We start from the raw sequence: 18,325 nt of genomic DNA, 5'->3' as shown, positions 1-18,325 counted from the left end.
TATATAAACTGGGGGTTAGTTGTAGTAATGAAAAAATCAATGATAGTTGTGCTTATGTTAATGGTATTGGTCGTAGCGGGTTGTGGCTCTAATAAAGCAGCCGAGAACAATTCTGCAAAAGGTAGCGATGAGCTAACGAAATTAAAGATTGCTACTTTGATTCCACCAATGACGGAAATTCTGGATATTGTGAAGCCACTTCTGAAGGAAGATGGCATTGATCTTGAAATCGTTGTGCTGTCTGACAATGTACAGCCTAATGAGGCTTTGGCGAATAAAGAGGTAGATGCTAACTTTTTTCAACATGTTCCTTATATGAAGCAGTTTAATGAAAGCAAAGGCTCCAATCTAGTAGAGGTACAGCCTGTCTACGACGCTATTTACGGTGGATACTCCAAGCGTTACAAGAATGTTGCGGATCTGCCGGAAGGCGCAACACTAGTAATGGCTAATGACCCTTCAAATATCGGCCGTTCTTTACAAATGTTCGCTGCAGCTGATTTGATTAAGCTAAAAGAAGGTGTAGGCATTAAGGCTACACAAGCAGACATTACTGAGAATCCAAAAAACTTTAAGTTTGAGGAAGTGGATCTATTGATGTTGGCCCGTATGCTGGATGATGGAGATCTAGTGGCAATGACTCCGGCTTATGCCAGCCCGCTTGGATTGACACCAAAGAAAGATGCACTGATTACTGAAGGCGCGGATTCTGAATTCACGATCACCTTGGTTGCGCGTGAAGACAACAAGGACTCTGATGCGATCCAGAAGCTAGCTAAACGGATTAGCGGACCAGAAGTGAAGAAATTCCTTGAAGATAACTATGCGGATATTGCATTGCCTGCTTTTAAATAAGCTTAAATAGTTAGATTAGTAATTCAACGAGACTTGTCCATTATGGGCAAGTCTTTTTTACATATCAGAAAGTATGTATTGGGAGGCCCCGCTTTGTGGGGATATTTTGGTGTGTCACTAGAATGTAAGAACTGCTCTATATAATGGGTTGTAGAATAACAAAGCGGAATGGAGATGGGAAATATGTCTGTACTCAGTGCAATTAATCTCACAAAACATTACGGTAAGGGTACTAACCTGGTCAAGGCACTGGATGGTATTAACGTAGAGGTACACAACGGTGAATTTATAGCGATTGTCGGGACTTCAGGAAGTGGCAAATCAACGCTCTTACATATGCTAGGCGGGCTTGATCGGGCGACAGAGGGTCAGGTGATCATAGATGGTAAAAATATTTTTGGGATGAAGGATGATGAGTTGACGGTATTTAGAAGAAGAAAGATCGGATTTGTGTTTCAGAACTATAATCTAGTGCCGATTCTTAATGTATACGAGAATATTGTGTTGCCCATAGAGCTGGATGGAAACAAAATAGACAAGGATTTCGTGGATCATATTGTGAATACGTTAGGTCTTTCGCAAAAATTGGACAACCTCCCTGGTCAGCTTTCAGGCGGTCAGCAGCAAAGGGTAGCCATCGCACGGGCCTTGGCAGCTAAACCTTCCATTATCCTAGCAGATGAACCTACAGGGAACTTGGACAGCATCACTAGCCAGGAGGTCATTGGATTACTCAAAGTAACAAGCAGACAGTTTAATCAGACGATTCTAATGATTACTCATAATGAAGAGATTGCTCAGCTTGCAGACCGGACCATCCGGATAGAGGACGGTAACATTACTGGAGGGGCATTGTGATGATGTTTCCAAACAGTAATAAGCCCGTTGTTAAAAAGCTGACGAGCAGAAGCCTGAAAGCCAATCGGACCCGAAATCGTTTTGTGATTCTGGCCATCGTGCTTACTACCTGGCTCATTACCTCTTTTTTTAGTATTGGACTGAGCAACTATAAGACCTTCGAAATGCAGCAATTGAAAATAAACGGAACCATGGCTGATGTCTACTTAACCTCCCCGTCAGAACAACAAATGAACAAGTTAAAGGAACTCTCCTATATTAAGACCATCGGACTCCAGTCCAGAGTAGGTAATGTGATCAATACGCCAGAAATAGGAGATCTTAATTTAGCTCTGCTCTGGTATGACTCTACAGAATGGACAGAGATGCGTAAGCCAGTGATCGATGGTCTAAAGGGAACTTATCCAGATAAGGAAAATGAAATCGCCGTTCCTTTATGGATATTACAGTCAATGGGGATGGATGATCCACAGATTGGTATGAGCTTGCCGTTAACTTACTCTTTTACCCGTGATGGGGTGAAATCTCAGCAAAGTAGCAATTTCGTACTAAGTGGATGGTTTACCGATTACAGTCATGTTCGTACCGGAAATTCTGGAGCTATGCTGGTATCGGGGGCTTTTGCTACAGCTCATGGCGTAGATCTTAAGAATCCCAAAAATGCCACTATTCTATTTAATGAGAAAAATACGGATGGACTTATCTCACGTTTGCAACAGGATATTCCTTTGGGAAAAAATCAAAAACTTGAACCTGTCTCTAACCAATCGTCTACCTCTTCGGATAGAACAGCAACTTTGATTGGTTACGCTGGAATTATATTATTTGTTATGTTGAGCGGATATTTATTGATTTATAATGTGCTTTATATTTCTGTCTCACGGGATACAAGGTTCTACGGTCTGCTTAGAACGCTAGGAACTACACAACTGCAGATTAAAAAAATAGTTAGGGCACAGGCTTCACGGTTAGCACTTATCGCTATCCCACTGGGACTTGCCGCAGGAGCTGTGACTTCCTTCGTAATGGTGCCGCTGGCTATGAGTACAATGGATTTGGATACGGGCGTGGTGATTTCTTTTCACCCGTTAATCTTTATTGGAGCTGCGTTGTTTGCTTGGTTGACCACTATGTTTAGCGCTATCAAACCTGCCTCTATCGCTGGCAAAGTTTCTCCAATAGAAGCGGTGAGATATACAGGGACGATGGTTAAAGCTAAGACGAAGCGGGGAACTGGCGGATCTAAGCTGCACCGACTGGCTTGGCGTAATATTTTTAGAGTGAAAAAACGGGCGATGGTTGTGTTTCTCTCTTTATTTCTGGGACTGACAACTTTTCTGGTGATCAATACACTTGTGCTTAGTATGAGTACAGATCATTTTATTGCTGAATACATGGATAACGATTTCACGCTGTCCAATCAAACGATGTCCTTTGGATTTGAGGGGGAAGAGAAAGCCAAGATTACAGGGGATATGATCAAGGAAATTCAGGATATAAAGGGAGTAAAAGAGGTCTTTAAAGCTTATACTGGGATAGGTCAGATCAAGTATGATCCTGAGGTGTTCAGTAAGTATGTGGATGAATTCGCAAAATCATATCACACAGATCGCCCTACCGACGAACAATTGGCTGAGCCTCAAAGCATGTTCTCAATGACCCATGTTGTTGGGGTAGATTTAGATCAGGTCAAGAAGATGGAAGAAAAATTAGGAATCACTGTGGATAAGGAACGTTTTGAAAAGGGTGAGATTGCCTTGCTGGACAATTTTAGTCTCGCTGGTATTAAGATTGGAGATAACTTTCAAATCAGTCCTATAAATAGCGATGCAGCACAATCTTTCGAAATTGGAGGGCTTGCTGATTTCAGCTCTCTAGGGTCGTCACATTTTGTAGCTCCGAATGTATACATCAGTCATACTGCTATGGAGAAATACATGAAAAACCCACTTATAAGTAAAGTGTATATTAATGCTGACCCAAAAGACTGGAAGCAGATTACCGATCAATTGGAAGGACTCATCGGCGGAGATGGTGAGCTGAAGCTGGAGTCGAAGCTGTATATGGAAAAGTTCATGGAATCGGCTAAGCTAACCTTTTACATTATGGGTGGCGGAATTGCGCTCATTCTAGCGCTGATTGGAATTTTGAATTACGTTAATATTATGTATACAGGGGTTGTAGCTCGGAAGCTGGAGTTCGCAGTGATGGAGAGCATCGGGATGACCTCTAAGCAGATGAGAAAGCTGTTGCTGTTTGAAGGGGCAGGTTATGCGATCATATCGACACTGCTAATCTCAACAATAGGCACATTAATCAGTTACGGTGCTTATAGCCTGTTCAGCCAAGAGGCTACTTATGCAGTATTTAGCTTTCCAACCCTTCCGCTTTCTATTGCGATTGTACTCGTTTTTGCGGTTTGCCTGAGTGTTCCGCTTATTGCTTATAAGCAAATCAAAAAGGACAGCATTGTGGAACGTCTGCGGCAAATGGAATAGAGCTAATTAATTAACAGCGTAGCCTTCCTCTGCTTGTTACAATGATAAGTATAGAGGTGAGTTTAATGACAACCATTCTAATTGTAGAGGATGACCGTCTCTTAAACGAGGGGCTGAAGTTCATGCTTGAAAAAGAAAACTATAATATTATTCAGGCCTATTCTTTTCAGGAGGCGGCTTCTAGAATTCAGGATCAGACCATCGGTCTGGTCCTTTTGGACATTAACCTCCCAGACGGGAGTGGTCTTGCACTGTGCCAGGAAATTCGGCAAACGAGTTCCATTCCGGTTATATTTCTAACTGCCAACGATACTGAGCAGGATATGGTAGCTGGATTTGGGCTAGGAGCTGATGATTATATTGCGAAGCCATTTAGCATGGTCGTACTTTTGCAGCGTGTTAAGGCTGTTCTTCGACGAACAGGCACTGATGGGGGCTCAGAGCTGTTTCAATACAAGGATATTACAATTAACTCAGCCAAAATGAAGGTTTACAAATATGGACAAGAAATAAAACTAACCACCAATGAGTATCGTCTCCTTGCCATCTTAACCGAGAATAGCGGTCAGGTTCTTACTCGGAGGTTAATGCTGGAGAAGCTATGGGATATAGAAGGTAATTTCGTGGATGAGAATACGCTAAGCGTAAATATTCGTAGGCTTCGGGCCAAAATTGAGGATGACCCTAAAGATTGTCAATACATTAAAACTGTATTCGGTATTGGCTACACATGGGGAGAGTAAGGATGAAGAACCCTTTTAGAAAAATTATTTGGAGCTCGTTCACCCTTTTGGCAGTAGTCGTTGTGTTGTTTGTATCTATGCTTATCTATTATATGCCTGAGAAGCATGTAGTTATTGGATGCGTGGTGTTTATTAGCGTGATGGCTCTGCTGTTTATAAGTTTTGTGCTCGCGCTTCGTAAAGAAATGCTAAACACGCTATCTTCATTGTCGGGATTGATTCAAAATCTTATCAATGGACAAATGACTCAGATGTTCCCGGTGCAGGAGGATACACTCCTCTCTAAATTACAGCATCAGGTTATTCAATTATCTGAGCTGTTGTCTTCGCAGAAGCAGCGCTACCGTGAAGAGAGTCAAGAAGTCAAAACATTGATCTCTGATATCTCTCATCAACTGAAGACCCCTTTAGCCAATTTAGGGATGTATAACAGTCTTCTTATGGATGAAGGGCTCCCCGCTGAAACACGCAGTGAATTTACTCGCCATATGGGTAGTCAGATTGAGAAGCTGTCTTGGCTTATGGAGAATCTGATCAAGTTATCACGGCTCGAATCCGGTATTATAGAGCTTCATGCTGCGGAGAAGCATAATCTTGAGAATACTGTGCTGTCAGCCATCAAACAGGCATTTCCAGCAGCCGAGCAAAAGAATATAGAGATCTTACTGGAAATGGATCAGGAGATTACGCTGCAACATGATCCCAAGTGGACGGGAGAAGCTATCTATAACATCATCGATAATGCTCTGAAATATACGCTCGGGTCCTGCAGTGTTAGAATTACGATTCGCAGATATGATCTTTTTGCAAGGATTGATATTGCTGATGGTGGAATAGGAATTCCTGTCGCTGAGATGAATGACATTTTCAAACGATTTTACCGAGGAGCGGGTTGTAATGGAACAGAAGGTGTTGGTATAGGCCTTTATTTAGCTCGTAAAATTGTGACCGAGCAGGGTGGATATATAAAAGTGAGATCGGAGTTAAGTAAAGGCAGTGTTTTTTCTATATTTTTGCCGTTACGCTGATTCTGAATGTACTCGAAGCTTAGCCCCCTAAATTGGAGGTTTTTCTCATTAAAGTCGCTATTTCATTGAGGAAAAGTGCTTTGCTAGCCCTATAGTGGTCTGCAGTCGCACAGCTACCTCGACTTAGGTCCAGTAACAAAAACCGTCGTTGGTCTGTTTTGAAAGTCTGCGAATTGCTCTAGAATAAGGCTATAAGGTTAAGGACAACGAAAGGCGGTGAGAAAATAATGCAAAGAAGACAAGGAAACGGATTGGCGGTTGTGCTGATTGTGATTGGTGCGGTAATGCTGCTCGGTTTAGCTCTTCCTCTGATTCACGGTATTTTCAGACTACTGTTCCCAGTATTGCTGGTTGTTCTCGGGTACTATGGGATTAAGAGTGGACGCAAGGTTATCGGTTGGGTACTAATGTTCATTGGTGTCATGTCCCTGATCGCGAAGCTTTCCTGGATCATCGGACCACTTCTAGGTGTGGCGTTGATCGTATGGGGAGTGTCAGCTTTAAAGGGTAGAAGAAATGGTACTTATTAAGAAGGATTGTACTTAAACAAGAAGCAGGGAGGGAGCAGGAGATTATGAGTGTTTTTCGTCGCATGAGGGATATTACAGTAGCTAATCTAAATGAACGTCTAGAGCAAAGCCAAGATCCTGTGAAGCTAATTGATCAATTTCTACATTCAACTCGCGAGGAAATCAGTGAAGCTGAAAGATTGTATCAGCAATACGCTTCCCATACGAAGCAATTGCAACAGCAAGTGAACCAAGCGACTGCCATGAGAAATAAACGTGAGGAACAGGCGTTACTCGCATTAAAGGCAGGGGAAGATCATCTTGCAAAGCTGGCTTTGCAAGAAAAGATCATTCACGAGGAAAAGTTGGAGCAGTACAGCGGGCTACTTGAACAAAGTAAGCAATCCTTATTTGAACTTGAAGGACAGCTGAATGAGCTGAAAATAGAGTATCAGACAGTTTATAGCAAACGTCAGTATTACGCAGCACGTATGGAGTCGCTGAGACTGCAGCAACGTATGAACCAAAGAGCAAGTGCTTATGGTAACGGCGGTGATGTTCCCAAAATGTTCGGACGTCTGGAAGATCGGATGTCAGATTGGGAATTAGAAGCGAAGAGCTTGCGCGATGTGCGTCGCATGGGACAGGAATATGCGGTGCAAGCAGGTGAGACTGTAGCAACCGTACTCGAAAGAGAAATGGCTCGCTTAAAGGAGAAACTGAACAATGGTGGAAAGGAGTAGCGCTATGAGTCGATTATATCGTTCAACCAGAGATAAAGTGATGACGGGTCTTGCAGGTGGATTATCTGAGACACTTGGTATTGATTCCACGCTATTCCGGATTCTGTTACTGGTCAGCATTCCGTTTACAGGAGGTGCCGTGATTCCAGTGTACTTCATTGCAGCGCTGGTCATTCCGAAGGAGCCTACGCATTATAATCCTTTCGGACCAGGCCCTGGTGCGCCGGGTGGCCCATTCGATGGTCCTTACTCAGGTAGACCGGAACATGGACACGGACCGCATGCTAATGGCGGACATGGACCTTATGGACGCCAACCTAACTACAATCCTAATTTTGAGAAGAACAATGCATATTCAGCTCCGGATTCCGGTTTGGATGCGATGATGAAGGATATCGAGAAGAAGGCTTTGCAAAAAGAAGTAGAAGAACTCAAACAAAAACTGTCTAAATATGAGAAAGGGGAATTGTAAATCATGGGAGTATTTCAAAGAATTAAAGATATGACTAAGGCGTCGGTAAATGACTTGTTGGATAAGGTAGAGGACCCAATCGTAATGCTTAACCAATATCTGCGCGATATGGAGGCTGAAATCCACGAAGCAGAAGTTACAGTTGCCAAGCAAATGGCGAACGAACGCCGCATGAAACAACGCGTGGAAGAAGCAGCAAAAATGTCCGCACAACGTGGAGCACAAGCTGAATTGGCACTGAAAAACGGCCAAGAAGAAGTGACTCGCAAGCTGTTGGAAGAAAAAATCTACTTCGATCAAAAACAAGCGGAATACAGCGATCTTCATGCTCAAGCTGAAGTGCAAGCGAAGGAATTGGTTGGGCAGCTGCATGATATGAAGGATGAATTCTACAAGTTGCGCAACAAGCGTAACGAGCTCGTATCCCGTGCTCAAATGGCTAAAGCGAAGAAACAAATGACGCAAATCAGCAGCGTACATTCCATCGAAAGTGGCAGTGCGTCACTCGGATTCCACCGGATGGAAGAGAAGATTATGCAGCTTGAAGCAGAAGCAGATGTAATGCGTGCACCTTACAGCCCATCCGCTGCCTACACTAAACCAGTCGATGTTGAGAAACAACTGAAAGTGGATGAGCAACTGGCTGCACTGAGAAGCAAGCTGAATGATACACCGGCTGCTCCTTCTTTAAACAAAAAAGAAGAATAAATCCTGTTCCTAAAACTTAAGTAGATATGATATGCTGGACAAGAAGAAGCCATACGGTATGGATCTCCATACCGATATGGCTTTTGTAGCGGCTGGCTATAATATATTGATGGTTGTAGTTTTGCTTACGAAGTTAGTTTTGCTACGCAAAACTTTTGGGAGGTGCGAAATGGATAAACGAAACCGTTTGATTGCCATCGGACTGATCGGTGTTGGCTGCATGATGATTTTTGGTAGATGGCTCGGCTTTTTCTCCATTGTCGCGCTTCTATTCCTGTTCCTAGGGGTCTACCGCACGACATCAGGAAAAGTGAAGCAGGGTTATAAGCTGCTCGGGATTGGCGCTATATTACTTTTGCTGGATCATTTGGTGCTCGTGCTGGGGATTTGTTTGATTTCATTGGGGATGTTTTTTACTAAATCCAAAAGAGTTCAGCGTAAGGAAGGGTTTATGCAGAAGCAAAACTTTTCGTCTAGATTTGACTGGGATCGCTCACCCTGGGTGATGCATAGCCTCAGCTCATGGCATATCCTTGGAGAGGCCGATCTTGATCTTTCACTGGCTATGGCGGAGCAAAAGGAAACAGTTATGCTGTTTCAAGGAATCTTTGGTGATATGGACATTCAATTGTCAGATGATTATGGTGTGGAAATAGAAGCCTTTGTGCTTTTTGGATCGATTGAATTCGGTAATGGGCGCGATACTGGTATGCTAAACCGTCTGAATTGGAAGTCCCCTAACTATGAGAGCAGTGAATATAAGGTGAAGTTTAGTGTGTCTTATTTGATGGGAGATTTGGATGTGCGATTATCCTGATTAGTTTGATACAGAAGGGAGGGTCCCCGTATGGATAAAAAGAACAAAAATATGATGTCACGCAGTATGGGTGAGGGGGCTCTGTTCTCTTTTGTCATGCTGCTTGTGATATTGTACACCATGTATACATATGGCTATTTAAAGCCTTTTGAAAGCTGGATGATTGGATTACGCACGGCATTTACTCTAATTCTGCTGCCCATGGGGTTCGGGGTTGGCTTTGGTTTCTATCAGAGCTTCCGAGTAAAGCGAAAGTTGGAACGCCTGAGAGAAACTCTCGTATTGTGGGAGAAGGGAAACTTAACGCTATCTATGCCTGACTTGGGTGACGATGAGCTGGGAAGGCTCGGAGAACAATTAGGCCGAATTAGTGGAAAATGGGAAAACCAAGTGACAACACTGCAGCGATTGTCTACAAATAACGCGAAGCTCGCGGAGCAAGCACGAGTATCTGCTATTATGGAAGAGCGCCAGCGGCTTGCGCGTGAATTGCATGATGCAGTCTCACAGCAGTTGTTCGCGATCTCTATGACCGCCACGGCTGTAGGCCGGACGTTGGAGAAGGATTTTGACAAGGCGCAACGGCAAATTGCACTTATCGAAGAAATGTCTGCTGTAGCCCAATCAGAGATGAGAGCACTATTGCTTCATTTAAGACCTGTTTATTTGGAAGGTAAGGGATTAGAGCAGGGGCTGCAGGAGTTGATCAAGGAACTTAAGGTTAAGGTTCCGATTGAAATCGTGTTCGAGATGGACCCTGATGTACAATTGCTAAAAGGGGTAGAGAATCACTTATTCCGTATTGTGCAGGAGGCAATCTCCAATACGCTTCGTCATGCGAAAGCAGAAAAGATGGAAATCAGGCTGCATCGGCGAGGAGATACAGTTCGTTTGACGCTCCGTGATGATGGGATTGGTTTTGAATTGGATGATAGTAAACAAACTTCCTACGGTTTGTCGAATATGCAGGAGCGGATGAATGAAATCGGAGGTTCCATTCAGTTTATTACCGCTCCGGGTAAAGGAATGCGGATTGAAATTACCGTTCCGTTAGTCAATGAATAATAGGAGGAAAGAGTGACCATGGAGATGGAGGAAGCCATTAAGGTATTGCTTGTAGATGATCATGAAATGGTGCGAATCGGACTAGCTGCTGTTCTAGGTACTGAAGACGGAATTGAAGTCGTAGGGGAAGCTGGAAGTGGGGAAGAAGGTATCCGCCTGGCACAAGAGTACAATCCGGATGTAGTCCTGATGGATCTCGTAATGGATGGGATGGATGGGATTGAAACGACCAAACACTTAATGAAGCAGTATCCCGAAATCAAAGTTATTGTGTTGACAAGCTATCTGGATGATGAAAAAATGTATCCGGTGATTGAAGCAGGTGCGTTCAGTTATCTACTAAAGACCTCACGAGCTAGTGAAGTGGCAGATGCCATACGCGCTGCGGCAAGAGGCCAGTCTGTACTGGAGTCACAGGTCGCTTCTAAAATGATGAATCGTTTTCGAAACAATGCAAAGGGTGAATCCCCTGCTTATAAAGAGCTTACGGAGCGCGAGATGGAAGTATTACGTCTGCTAGCGCAAGGTAAATCGAACCAGGATATCGCGGACCAACTAATTATTGGGATCAAGACTGTGAAATTTCATGTAACGAATATTCTCGCGAAGCTGGGTGTGGAAGACCGGACCCAAGCAGCAATTTATGCATATAAAAATGGACTAGCTGAATAATTGGATATCCCAATTGGTGTGAGTACAAGAACTGGCCAGAGTAAGAAGGGCTGGTTTTTTTGTGTGCACGAGTATATGAAAATACTTGTCTCCGTATAAAATCTTGTAAAGTGGACATCCTGTTTAGTAGATTAATAGACCGGATTGAGAGGGTGTTGGATTGTGGGGTATGTGGAAGAAAGTAAGGGAAAGAGACACGGTGCAGGCCGAAAAAGCGGTATTAAAGGAATGTTGCTGGTATTGATTCTATGCTGTACTGCGTTACTTTTGGCAGGTTTTCGGGGCGAAGGTGAAAAAGAGAGCAGCCAGATCGCCCAATTGAAAAAGTCACTTCCTCTCCTGACCTCCCTTGGTAAAAGTGTTACAGTACCCGGCTCCCCTCTTCGTTTAGTTTTAAAATGGCAGGGAGAATTCAATGGTGATGGTCTAGAGGCTGGCCTCACTGCAACTAACCTATCCGATGATCTTGGGTTGGGAGAAACAAGCCGGGAAGACGGGGGGGAACATCTTACTTACCGTTCGGCTGCCGACAGAGCCGGTTTGCAAACCACCATGTTCTGGAGTGAGCTGGGAAACGGACGTAGTTATGTGATTGTAACCCTGGAGACACCTGATTTGTTAAATACTCCGGATCTGCAAGCTGAAGCAGAAGAAGCTGGCGCGAAACTTCGGAAGATCGGAATCGCAGCGGAATGGAACACCTCACTTCAGGGTGCTGCGAAGGAGCAGGAGGACCCTCAGAAGGCTCTATTGTTAACGGAGCAGAATATGTTCGCACAGCTGCCCGATCTTAAAGTTGAGGAAAGCTACGAAGATCAAACAACAGCCAGCCATACTTATAGTACATCGGCATTGCTGCATTCCGTAATCAGCGGAAACCACGAGGTAGTCCTACAGACAGCTATTCATCAGGATGCAAAAGAGGGCAGCAGCCGCGTTACGATTGGATTTCCATTAATAACAATAGAATATTGAAAAAAGGGCCGATCAAGGATCTATTGTAGAATGCCCGTACTTACAATTTTAACATCAACCTTGGTATGGAATTTTACTTTCCGGTAATCCTCAGACCAATTTTTGTTGCTCCAGACATTGTGATGATAAGCAATAAGTGTTCTTCCTACACCAAAGATATCACAGTTTGCCTTTTGGATTTCATTAACAACTGTCTTGGCTTCCTTTGTAAGCAAAATCGAAAGCTCTTGACTGACTTTTTTAAGTTCTTTCTCGTCGAGTACATCTGTAAACTCTTCTACGACGGCTTGCAGCTCCAAGCCCAAATTCACATCAATGCTTTCATCATCAGCAATGGTTACCTTGAATTGCCGCTTTATTTTTTTTGAACCCACATTAATAGTAATGAAATTCCGAATATCATTGGAATGTCCCAAATCAAGTTTCTTAGTGAAGCGGGCATTTTTCCCCTGTTGTCCCATCAGCAGAACCATCATGATTGACTGATCGGGGTTCAACATTCCGCTATAATTCTGGTCATGAAAGAGAGCTACCCCTTTCGTGATTATTTCGCCCCCATCTTTTCCTAGATATGGAAGAGCAAAGTCATGCCCTGGATCCATCAGGGATCGGAACACGGTATCTGCCGTTTCTTTTGGAAAAATACTCATTTCTTCCAGACTATCGATCTTTTGCTTAATGAATTCACCGATCTTTAATTCCCCAACCTTTTTTTGTTCAAGAATTTGGGCAGCTTCTCCTTCCGTAATAATTAGCCGAACGTTGGATGTTGGATTGCTTGGATCCCTGTAATTCACATCCAGAATAGGGTACAGGCCACGCTCAGCCGTAGTCCTTCCCATAAGCTCAAACCCATATTTAATAAATCTAATGTTTCCCCTAACTTTATTTCGCAATTGATTGCTCGCATTGCGCACAGTCGATCCGAAACTCGAATGGATTTCATTCTTGGTAGCTTTCTGCTCAATATCGGGGGGAATGATTAGTTCGATGGTTTCTTTGATCTCTCCGTTCTCTGTATAATCAATTGCAGCACAATAAGCCAGATGCAGGTCTTTCAAATATTCCCGGTCCCAACATCCAGTAAGACAGATGGAAACAAGGGCAATTAAAAGTAAATGCGACTTGAATTTCATGTCAAACTTCATGCAAGACCACCTGGCTTTCTCTTCATAAATAGGGAAATCATCAGCAATACCATCGATAATCCGGCAATAAACACATAGGCCGCATAGTTAGCGGCTGTATCAAAAAGATCTACACCTGCAGGAGTTACAGGTGCAAGTGCGATCATAAAAGAAATGATTTTTACAAACGGAGCAAAATGTTTATGGCTTTTTCGACTAAATAAAACACTGAGTCCAATGGATGCTGCGTAGCAGTAGCTAACAATAGAACAAACAAGCGTGATAGCCCAAATTGGCAGAAACAGGATATCTGCACGATCCACGATATAAAAGTTAAGAGATTTTACTAAGTAGATGACGGGTTCGGGCATGATTTTGATTTGCTCAGAGTTAAATACCATCAGACAGGTGGATACCACGAAGACATAGAGCAGGGTTACGAACCAACTGGCTAGACTAATGGTCATTAATTTTTGTTTATTTGTACCTTTGGAAAGCGGGTAGATGATCATCATCATTTCGAAACCATACATAGACTTAGTTGATTCCTGTGCTCCCTTCACGACATTCCAGAACCCATTCTCCAGAAGGGGGAGCATAAATTCAAAATGAGCTTGAGTTAAACCATAGCTGACAAATAGTATAAGCGGAACAAAAAGAACTGTTGCCAATGTATAGAATCTGGCCAACACTGTAAGCTTCTCCCTTGCCAAATAGAGAGTCATGATCGAGAAGAGGGTTAATATAGCCCATCTTGGTGTAGATTGCAGGATCCACCTCTGCAGCACCTCTACCGCACTGAACATAATATTGGAGCCAAGTAGAACAAAGTAACAGATGTAAGCGATTATTAATATCCTGCCAATAATCGGACCTCCGAGCTTTAAACATATAGAAAATAAGTTGAGTCCGGGGAAATTTTTCAGCAGAACCCATAGAAGAAGGATAACAAGTTGGGTAATGATGCCCGCAATCAAAACAGAGAGCCCTCCCCCTCCCTTGGCCGCTTCGTTAAGCTTGAAGGGAAGAGACAGAATGCCAACCCCAATTTGGGCTTGAATCATAAAGCAGAAAAGCTGCCCCCTTGTTATCATTTTTTCTTTTTGAGTCATTGTTATAACTCCTGTCAGTTCAGATTAAATGATTATTCTTCTTCAGCCTCTGATTTGCTTGTATTCTTGCGGATGGACCATATCGGAAGGCGCAAGAAGGTGTCTTTCAAGCTTTGAATATTTACCGGGGCTAGGGGTGTAAGGTAAGGTTGTCCAAAAGATTCAAGCTTACACAAATGTACAAAAATAAGTGTCAACCCAAAAGATATCCCAATATACCCGAACAAAGAGGCTGCAATCATAAGTGGGAACCGCATAAATCGGATTGCGGAGCTCATCTCGTTAGAAGGGATGAGAAAGGATGATATGGCAGTCAATGCGACAACGATGATCATTGCGTAAGAGACCAATCCAGCCTTAACAATGGCATCCCCGATGACCAAACCACCTACAATCCCAATGGTTTGACCTACACGGCTGGGCAGACGGAGCCCTGCCTCCCGCAGCAGTTCAAATATGAGTTCAAGCAGCATCGCTTCTACCAATGGGGGGAATGGGATCCGGGTCAGTGAACCTTGAATTGTGAAGAACAATTGCAAGGGAAGGACGCTGGAGTGAAAAGAAACGGTGGCAATATAGAGTGCGGGCAGTTGGAATGCTGTTACAAAACCAATCAGACGGATAAAACGGACAAAGGAAGCAATCAGCCATCGATTGCTATAATCATCCGGCGTCTGATAGAAGGTGAAGAAGCTGGCAGGTACAATCAGAGCTGTGGGATCTCCATCCAGCAGGATTGTGACGTATCCTTTCAGCAAGTAGAAGGAGGTATGGTCTGGGCGCTCTGTATTGATATGTTGTGGAAATATAGAGTACGAATTATCTTCCGTTAATTCCTGAATAAAGCCGGTGGAGAGCACCGAATCAAGAGTGATTTTTTTTATTCTAGATTCTACTTTTTTTACTAATTCAGGTTTGGCAAGGTTCTCCATATAGATTAAAGCTACCTTTTTGGGAGCGATTTTCCCAAGGGTGAAGTAGCGAACAGTAAGGTTTGGAGTGGTGATTTGTTTACGGATCAGGTATAAGTTAACCGTCATATCTTCAATAAAACCGTTATGCGGCCCCCGAATAACTGCTTCATTCAGAGGTTCGGTTATAGTTCGTTCGTGTTTGGCAGGAGTAGAGAGGATATAAAATTCAGATATTCCTTCAACAAAGTAGAGGCAGCCTCCGTTAATAAGTCCCTGAATGCCTTTATTTAGTTCTGTTTCCACACCGAAGCTGAGCGTTGTAAATAGTTTGGAAAGCTCTTTGTTTTTGCTATTGTGAAAAGGAGCAATCACATTCTGCTCAACCAGTTCCATGTCTGCCATGGACTCTAGATAAAAGAGAATTCCTTCAGTTCCGTTAAAGGATATTCTTCTTTTTTTGAGATCATTTGAATAGAACAAGGCTGCTTCGATGAAATCGGCGTTTTGATCTACAGTAGTGAATGAGATCTGTGTTTGTTCAGTCATTAAGGGAGCTCGACTTTCGAGTTATTTTCCTTTAACGTTCCCGAATGATTTGCAGAATATTCCTGAATGAAAGTAACTAATTGGTATAGGTGTTTGTCTGCACAGCTTGAGAAACAAAACGATTCACTTATATTAATGGATAAAGTGACAAACACTTCGTCAATATAGATAGTTCTATAAGGTGAAGTATTATTAGTAATAAGAAATTTTAATTGAAATTTGCGAAATCCCGAGAGTATTTGTCAGGAATCTGATAGCATCCTTTTTAGGAATATGCTAAAATGACATAACGTCGTTTTCTCGACGCTGAGAATGTCAATAAACTATATTACATACAGAAAGATGAGGAGCCATGGCTGAAAATCAAACCCTTGATGCACTGCACACACCCGGTGCTGTCTTTTTTATCTTTGGGGCAACCGGAGATTTAGCCCGGCGTAAGCTTTTCCCGGCGATTTACAGCTTGTACCGTGAAGGTAAGCTGGCACATGATTTTGCGGTAATTGGCGTGGCGCGGCGCCCGCGTACTCAGGAAGAATTTAGAAGTGATGTGAAGGAATCCATCCTTGAATTCTGCCGTTATAAAGCGGGAGAAGAGAGTGAATGGAATGAGTTTGTACAGCATTTTGAATACAAATCTCTGGACATCAACGATATTGATGGCTTCCGTGAATTAAGAGCTCAAACAGAAGCTCTTGAAGAGAAGTTTAGAATTCCGGGCAATCGGATGTTCTATCTTGCGCTGGCACCTGAATTGTTCGGCAGTGTCTCGTTCAACCTTAAGGCTGGCGGCATGCTGGATAGCACAGGTTGGAATCGCCTCGTCATCGAGAAGCCTTTTGGATATAATCTGGAGTCAGCTGAGCAGCTGAACGAGCAGATCCGTGAGGTGTTCAAGGAAGAGGAGATCTACCGGATCGATCATTATCTTGGTAAAGAAATGGTTCAAAATATTGAAGTCATTCGTTTTGCAAATGCTTTTTTCGAGCCGCTTTGGAATAATAAGCATATTGCCAATATTCAAATTACACTTGGCGAAACCGTAGGTGTTGAAGAGCGCGGTGGTTATTATGACCATGCTGGAGCGTTACGGGATATGGGCCAGAATCATATATTGCAACTGCTGACTATGATTGCAATGGAACCACCAAGCCGTCTGCTTGCAGAAGATATTCGTGACGAGAAGGTGAAGGTACTTCGTTCACTTCGTCCTTATGGTACATCTGACGAAGTTCGTGAGAACGTCGTGAGAGCACAGTATATTCAAGGCTTGCATAATGGAAAGACCCTTCCTGCTTATCGTCAGGAAGATAAGGTTGATCCTGAATCGAGTACTGAGACGTATTTTGCTGCCCGTGTGTTTGTAGATAACTTCCGCTGGGCTGGAGTTCCTTTCTATATTCGTACAGGTAAACGTCTACCGGTGAAGACAACGGAAGTGGTAGTTGAGTTCAAGGGAATGCCAACCAATGTTTATTTGGGACAAAAGCATACGCTGGAGCCTAACCTGCTTGTTATCCGTGTGAACCCTATGGAAGGCATTTATGTAAAGATTAATGCCAAGAAGCCGGGTTCCGAGTCTGAAATTCAACCATTAGCTATGGACTTCTGTCAGAGCTGCTTGGTTGGAATCAATTCCCCGGAAGCTTACGAGCGCTTGCTTCATGACGCGGCACGCGGAGATTCTACTTATTTCACTCGTTGGGATGAGGTATCGTCGGCATGGTCGTTCGTGGATCGTATTGCGAAGGCTTGGAAGGAAGAGTCGAGTGATCTATCTGCTTATCCTGCCGGCACTTGGGGTCCGGTTGAAGCGGATCAATTGCTTGCTCAGGATGGCTTCCATTGGTGGCCGGTAAACGGTCAGGAAGAAGATAATGTAGTATGGCTGAAGAATAACTAAACTTTGCTTTAATGCTATCTCCCTGCAGAGGATGCAGGGAGATTTTTTGTAATGGTGAGATTAGAGAACACTCAGCCTCCCCAGGCCACTCTGGCTCCAAATGCCGCTCGGGCGACAGGAGCATCTTTTAAATAACTGCACTTTGTACAATTAAAATCACATATTGGGTGGAAATTAGTCTTTTAAGTGTATCCTCTGCAACTATTTTCTCCGCATAAGGCCGAAAAGCTAGCACATTGAGTTTTTAATTGCATCAAATACAACTAAAGGCGATTGGAAATGCTAATACTTCTTATAAGTGTAGGAAATACAACTATTTTACTATAAGAGACTGCGGAGAAATGTGAAACGAAATCAAGGGAGGGGCCTATATTCAACGGGGGGCCATGGGGAGCCCTGTTTTCAATTAACACACACCTCTTTGGGACGATCGAACGGACCTTATCCTCCAAAATGCATGTTTTAGTCGAGCTTACGGACAAATGTATGCGAAAAACCTAATACAATGTGCCGCCAGTAACGTAAACGAGCCGAATGTATGCGAAAAACCTAATACAATGTGCCGCCAGTAACGTAAACGAGCCGAATGTATGCGAAAAACCGAATATAATGTGCCGCCGGTAACGTAAACGAGCCGATTGTATGCGAAAAACCGAATACAATGTGCTGCCAGTAACGTAAACGAGCCAAATGTATGCGAAAAACCGAATACAGTGTGCCGCCAGTAACGTAAACGAGCTAGCGCTGTTAACTACCCTGAATCACCCGGGAATGGGCTTG

The 18,325-nt window shown here is 43.4% G+C and carries 17 protein-coding genes; 14 read left to right on the top strand and 3 right to left on the bottom strand.

All coding sequences use genetic code 11. The annotated features are described in order from the left end of the window. The first annotated feature begins 27 nt into the window (after positions 1–27). From NYE25_RS16795 to NYE25_RS16735, 13 genes are all read left to right on the top strand, one after another. On the top strand, positions 28–855 hold the full coding sequence (locus NYE25_RS16795) for a MetQ/NlpA family ABC transporter substrate-binding protein (RefSeq protein WP_042191777.1): 828 nt from the start codon (positions 28–30) through the stop codon (positions 853–855). A gap of 183 nt (positions 856–1,038) precedes the next feature. Next, entirely contained in the window at positions 1,039–1,713 is a 675-nt protein-coding gene (locus tag NYE25_RS16790; protein ID WP_341146437.1) for an ABC transporter ATP-binding protein, read from the top strand. Next, positions 1,713–4,211: an ABC transporter permease gene (locus tag NYE25_RS16785; protein WP_341146436.1), complete on the top strand. Its 2,499-nt coding sequence runs from the start codon at positions 1,713–1,715 to the stop codon at positions 4,209–4,211. Before NYE25_RS16790 ends, NYE25_RS16785 begins: the two co-directional genes overlap by 1 nt. Positions 4,212–4,276: 65 nt before the next feature. Next, entirely contained in the window at positions 4,277–4,954 is a 678-nt protein-coding gene (locus tag NYE25_RS16780) for a response regulator transcription factor (RefSeq protein ID WP_341146435.1), read from the top strand. Positions 4,955–4,956: 2 nt separating this feature from the next. Further along, a complete protein-coding gene (locus tag NYE25_RS16775; RefSeq protein ID WP_341146434.1) occupies positions 4,957–5,982 on the top strand; it encodes a sensor histidine kinase in 1,026 nt (341 codons plus the stop codon). 227 nt (positions 5,983–6,209) lie between these two features. Then, positions 6,210–6,512, top strand: coding sequence for a LiaF transmembrane domain-containing protein (locus NYE25_RS16770; RefSeq protein ID WP_076285318.1), 303 nt, complete (start codon positions 6,210–6,212; stop codon positions 6,510–6,512). A 44-nt stretch (positions 6,513–6,556) separates the two neighbouring features. After that, a complete protein-coding gene (locus NYE25_RS16765; RefSeq protein ID WP_042130994.1) occupies positions 6,557–7,234 on the top strand; it encodes a PspA/IM30 family protein in 678 nt (225 codons plus the stop codon). Between the two features lie 4 nt (positions 7,235–7,238). Next, positions 7,239–7,706: a PspC domain-containing protein gene (locus tag NYE25_RS16760; RefSeq protein ID WP_042194525.1), complete on the top strand. Its 468-nt coding sequence runs from the start codon at positions 7,239–7,241 to the stop codon at positions 7,704–7,706. A 3-nt stretch (positions 7,707–7,709) separates the two neighbouring features. After that, on the top strand, positions 7,710–8,414 hold the full coding sequence (locus tag NYE25_RS16755; RefSeq protein ID WP_042191765.1) for a PspA/IM30 family protein: 705 nt from the start codon (positions 7,710–7,712) through the stop codon (positions 8,412–8,414). A 169-nt stretch (positions 8,415–8,583) separates the two neighbouring features. Then, positions 8,584–9,231, top strand: a complete 648-nt coding sequence (gene liaF, locus NYE25_RS16750) for a cell wall-active antibiotics response protein LiaF (protein ID WP_042191763.1) — start codon at positions 8,584–8,586, stop codon at positions 9,229–9,231. A 30-nt stretch (positions 9,232–9,261) separates the two neighbouring features. Next, positions 9,262–10,296, top strand: a complete 1,035-nt coding sequence (locus NYE25_RS16745; protein ID WP_042191761.1) for a sensor histidine kinase — start codon at positions 9,262–9,264, stop codon at positions 10,294–10,296. Positions 10,297–10,314: 18 nt separating this feature from the next. Beyond that, positions 10,315–10,968 (top strand): response regulator, encoded by a 654-nt coding sequence (locus NYE25_RS16740; RefSeq protein ID WP_179085807.1) that lies wholly within the window; start codon positions 10,315–10,317, stop codon positions 10,966–10,968. A gap of 162 nt (positions 10,969–11,130) precedes the next feature. After that, entirely contained in the window at positions 11,131–11,943 is an 813-nt protein-coding gene (locus NYE25_RS16735) for a YwmB family TATA-box binding protein (RefSeq protein WP_341146433.1), read from the top strand. Positions 11,944–11,963: 20 nt separating this feature from the next. Here the strand turns inward: NYE25_RS16735 and NYE25_RS16730 are convergent, their stop codons facing one another. From NYE25_RS16730 to NYE25_RS16720, 3 genes are read right to left on the bottom strand one after another with little or no spacing between them, the layout of a single operon-like run. Then, a complete protein-coding gene (locus NYE25_RS16730) occupies positions 11,964–13,091 on the bottom strand; it encodes a Ger(x)C family spore germination protein (RefSeq protein ID WP_341146432.1) in 1,128 nt (375 codons plus the stop codon). Beyond that, complete coding sequence (locus NYE25_RS16725; RefSeq protein WP_341146431.1) at positions 13,088–14,182, bottom strand: GerAB/ArcD/ProY family transporter; 1,095 nt, start codon at positions 14,180–14,182, stop codon at positions 13,088–13,090. Before NYE25_RS16725 ends, NYE25_RS16730 begins: the two co-directional genes overlap by 4 nt. 32 nt (positions 14,183–14,214) lie before the next feature. Further along, entirely contained in the window at positions 14,215–15,642 is a 1,428-nt protein-coding gene (locus NYE25_RS16720) for a spore germination protein (protein ID WP_341146430.1), read from the bottom strand. A 352-nt stretch (positions 15,643–15,994) separates the two neighbouring features. Here NYE25_RS16720 and zwf point away from each other — a divergent pair, with 352 nt between their 5' ends. Then, a complete protein-coding gene (gene zwf, locus NYE25_RS16715; RefSeq protein WP_341051698.1) occupies positions 15,995–17,545 on the top strand; it encodes a glucose-6-phosphate dehydrogenase in 1,551 nt (516 codons plus the stop codon). Positions 17,546–18,325 lie beyond the last annotated feature (780 nt).

The sequence above is a fragment of the Paenibacillus sp. FSL E2-8871 genome, assembly GCF_038000345.1.
In the GTDB taxonomy this organism is placed as follows: Bacteria; Bacillota; Bacilli; order Paenibacillales; family Paenibacillaceae; genus Paenibacillus_AQ.
Note: the sequence above shows the minus strand (reverse complement) of the source record. Positions and strands in the feature narration are given on the sequence as shown.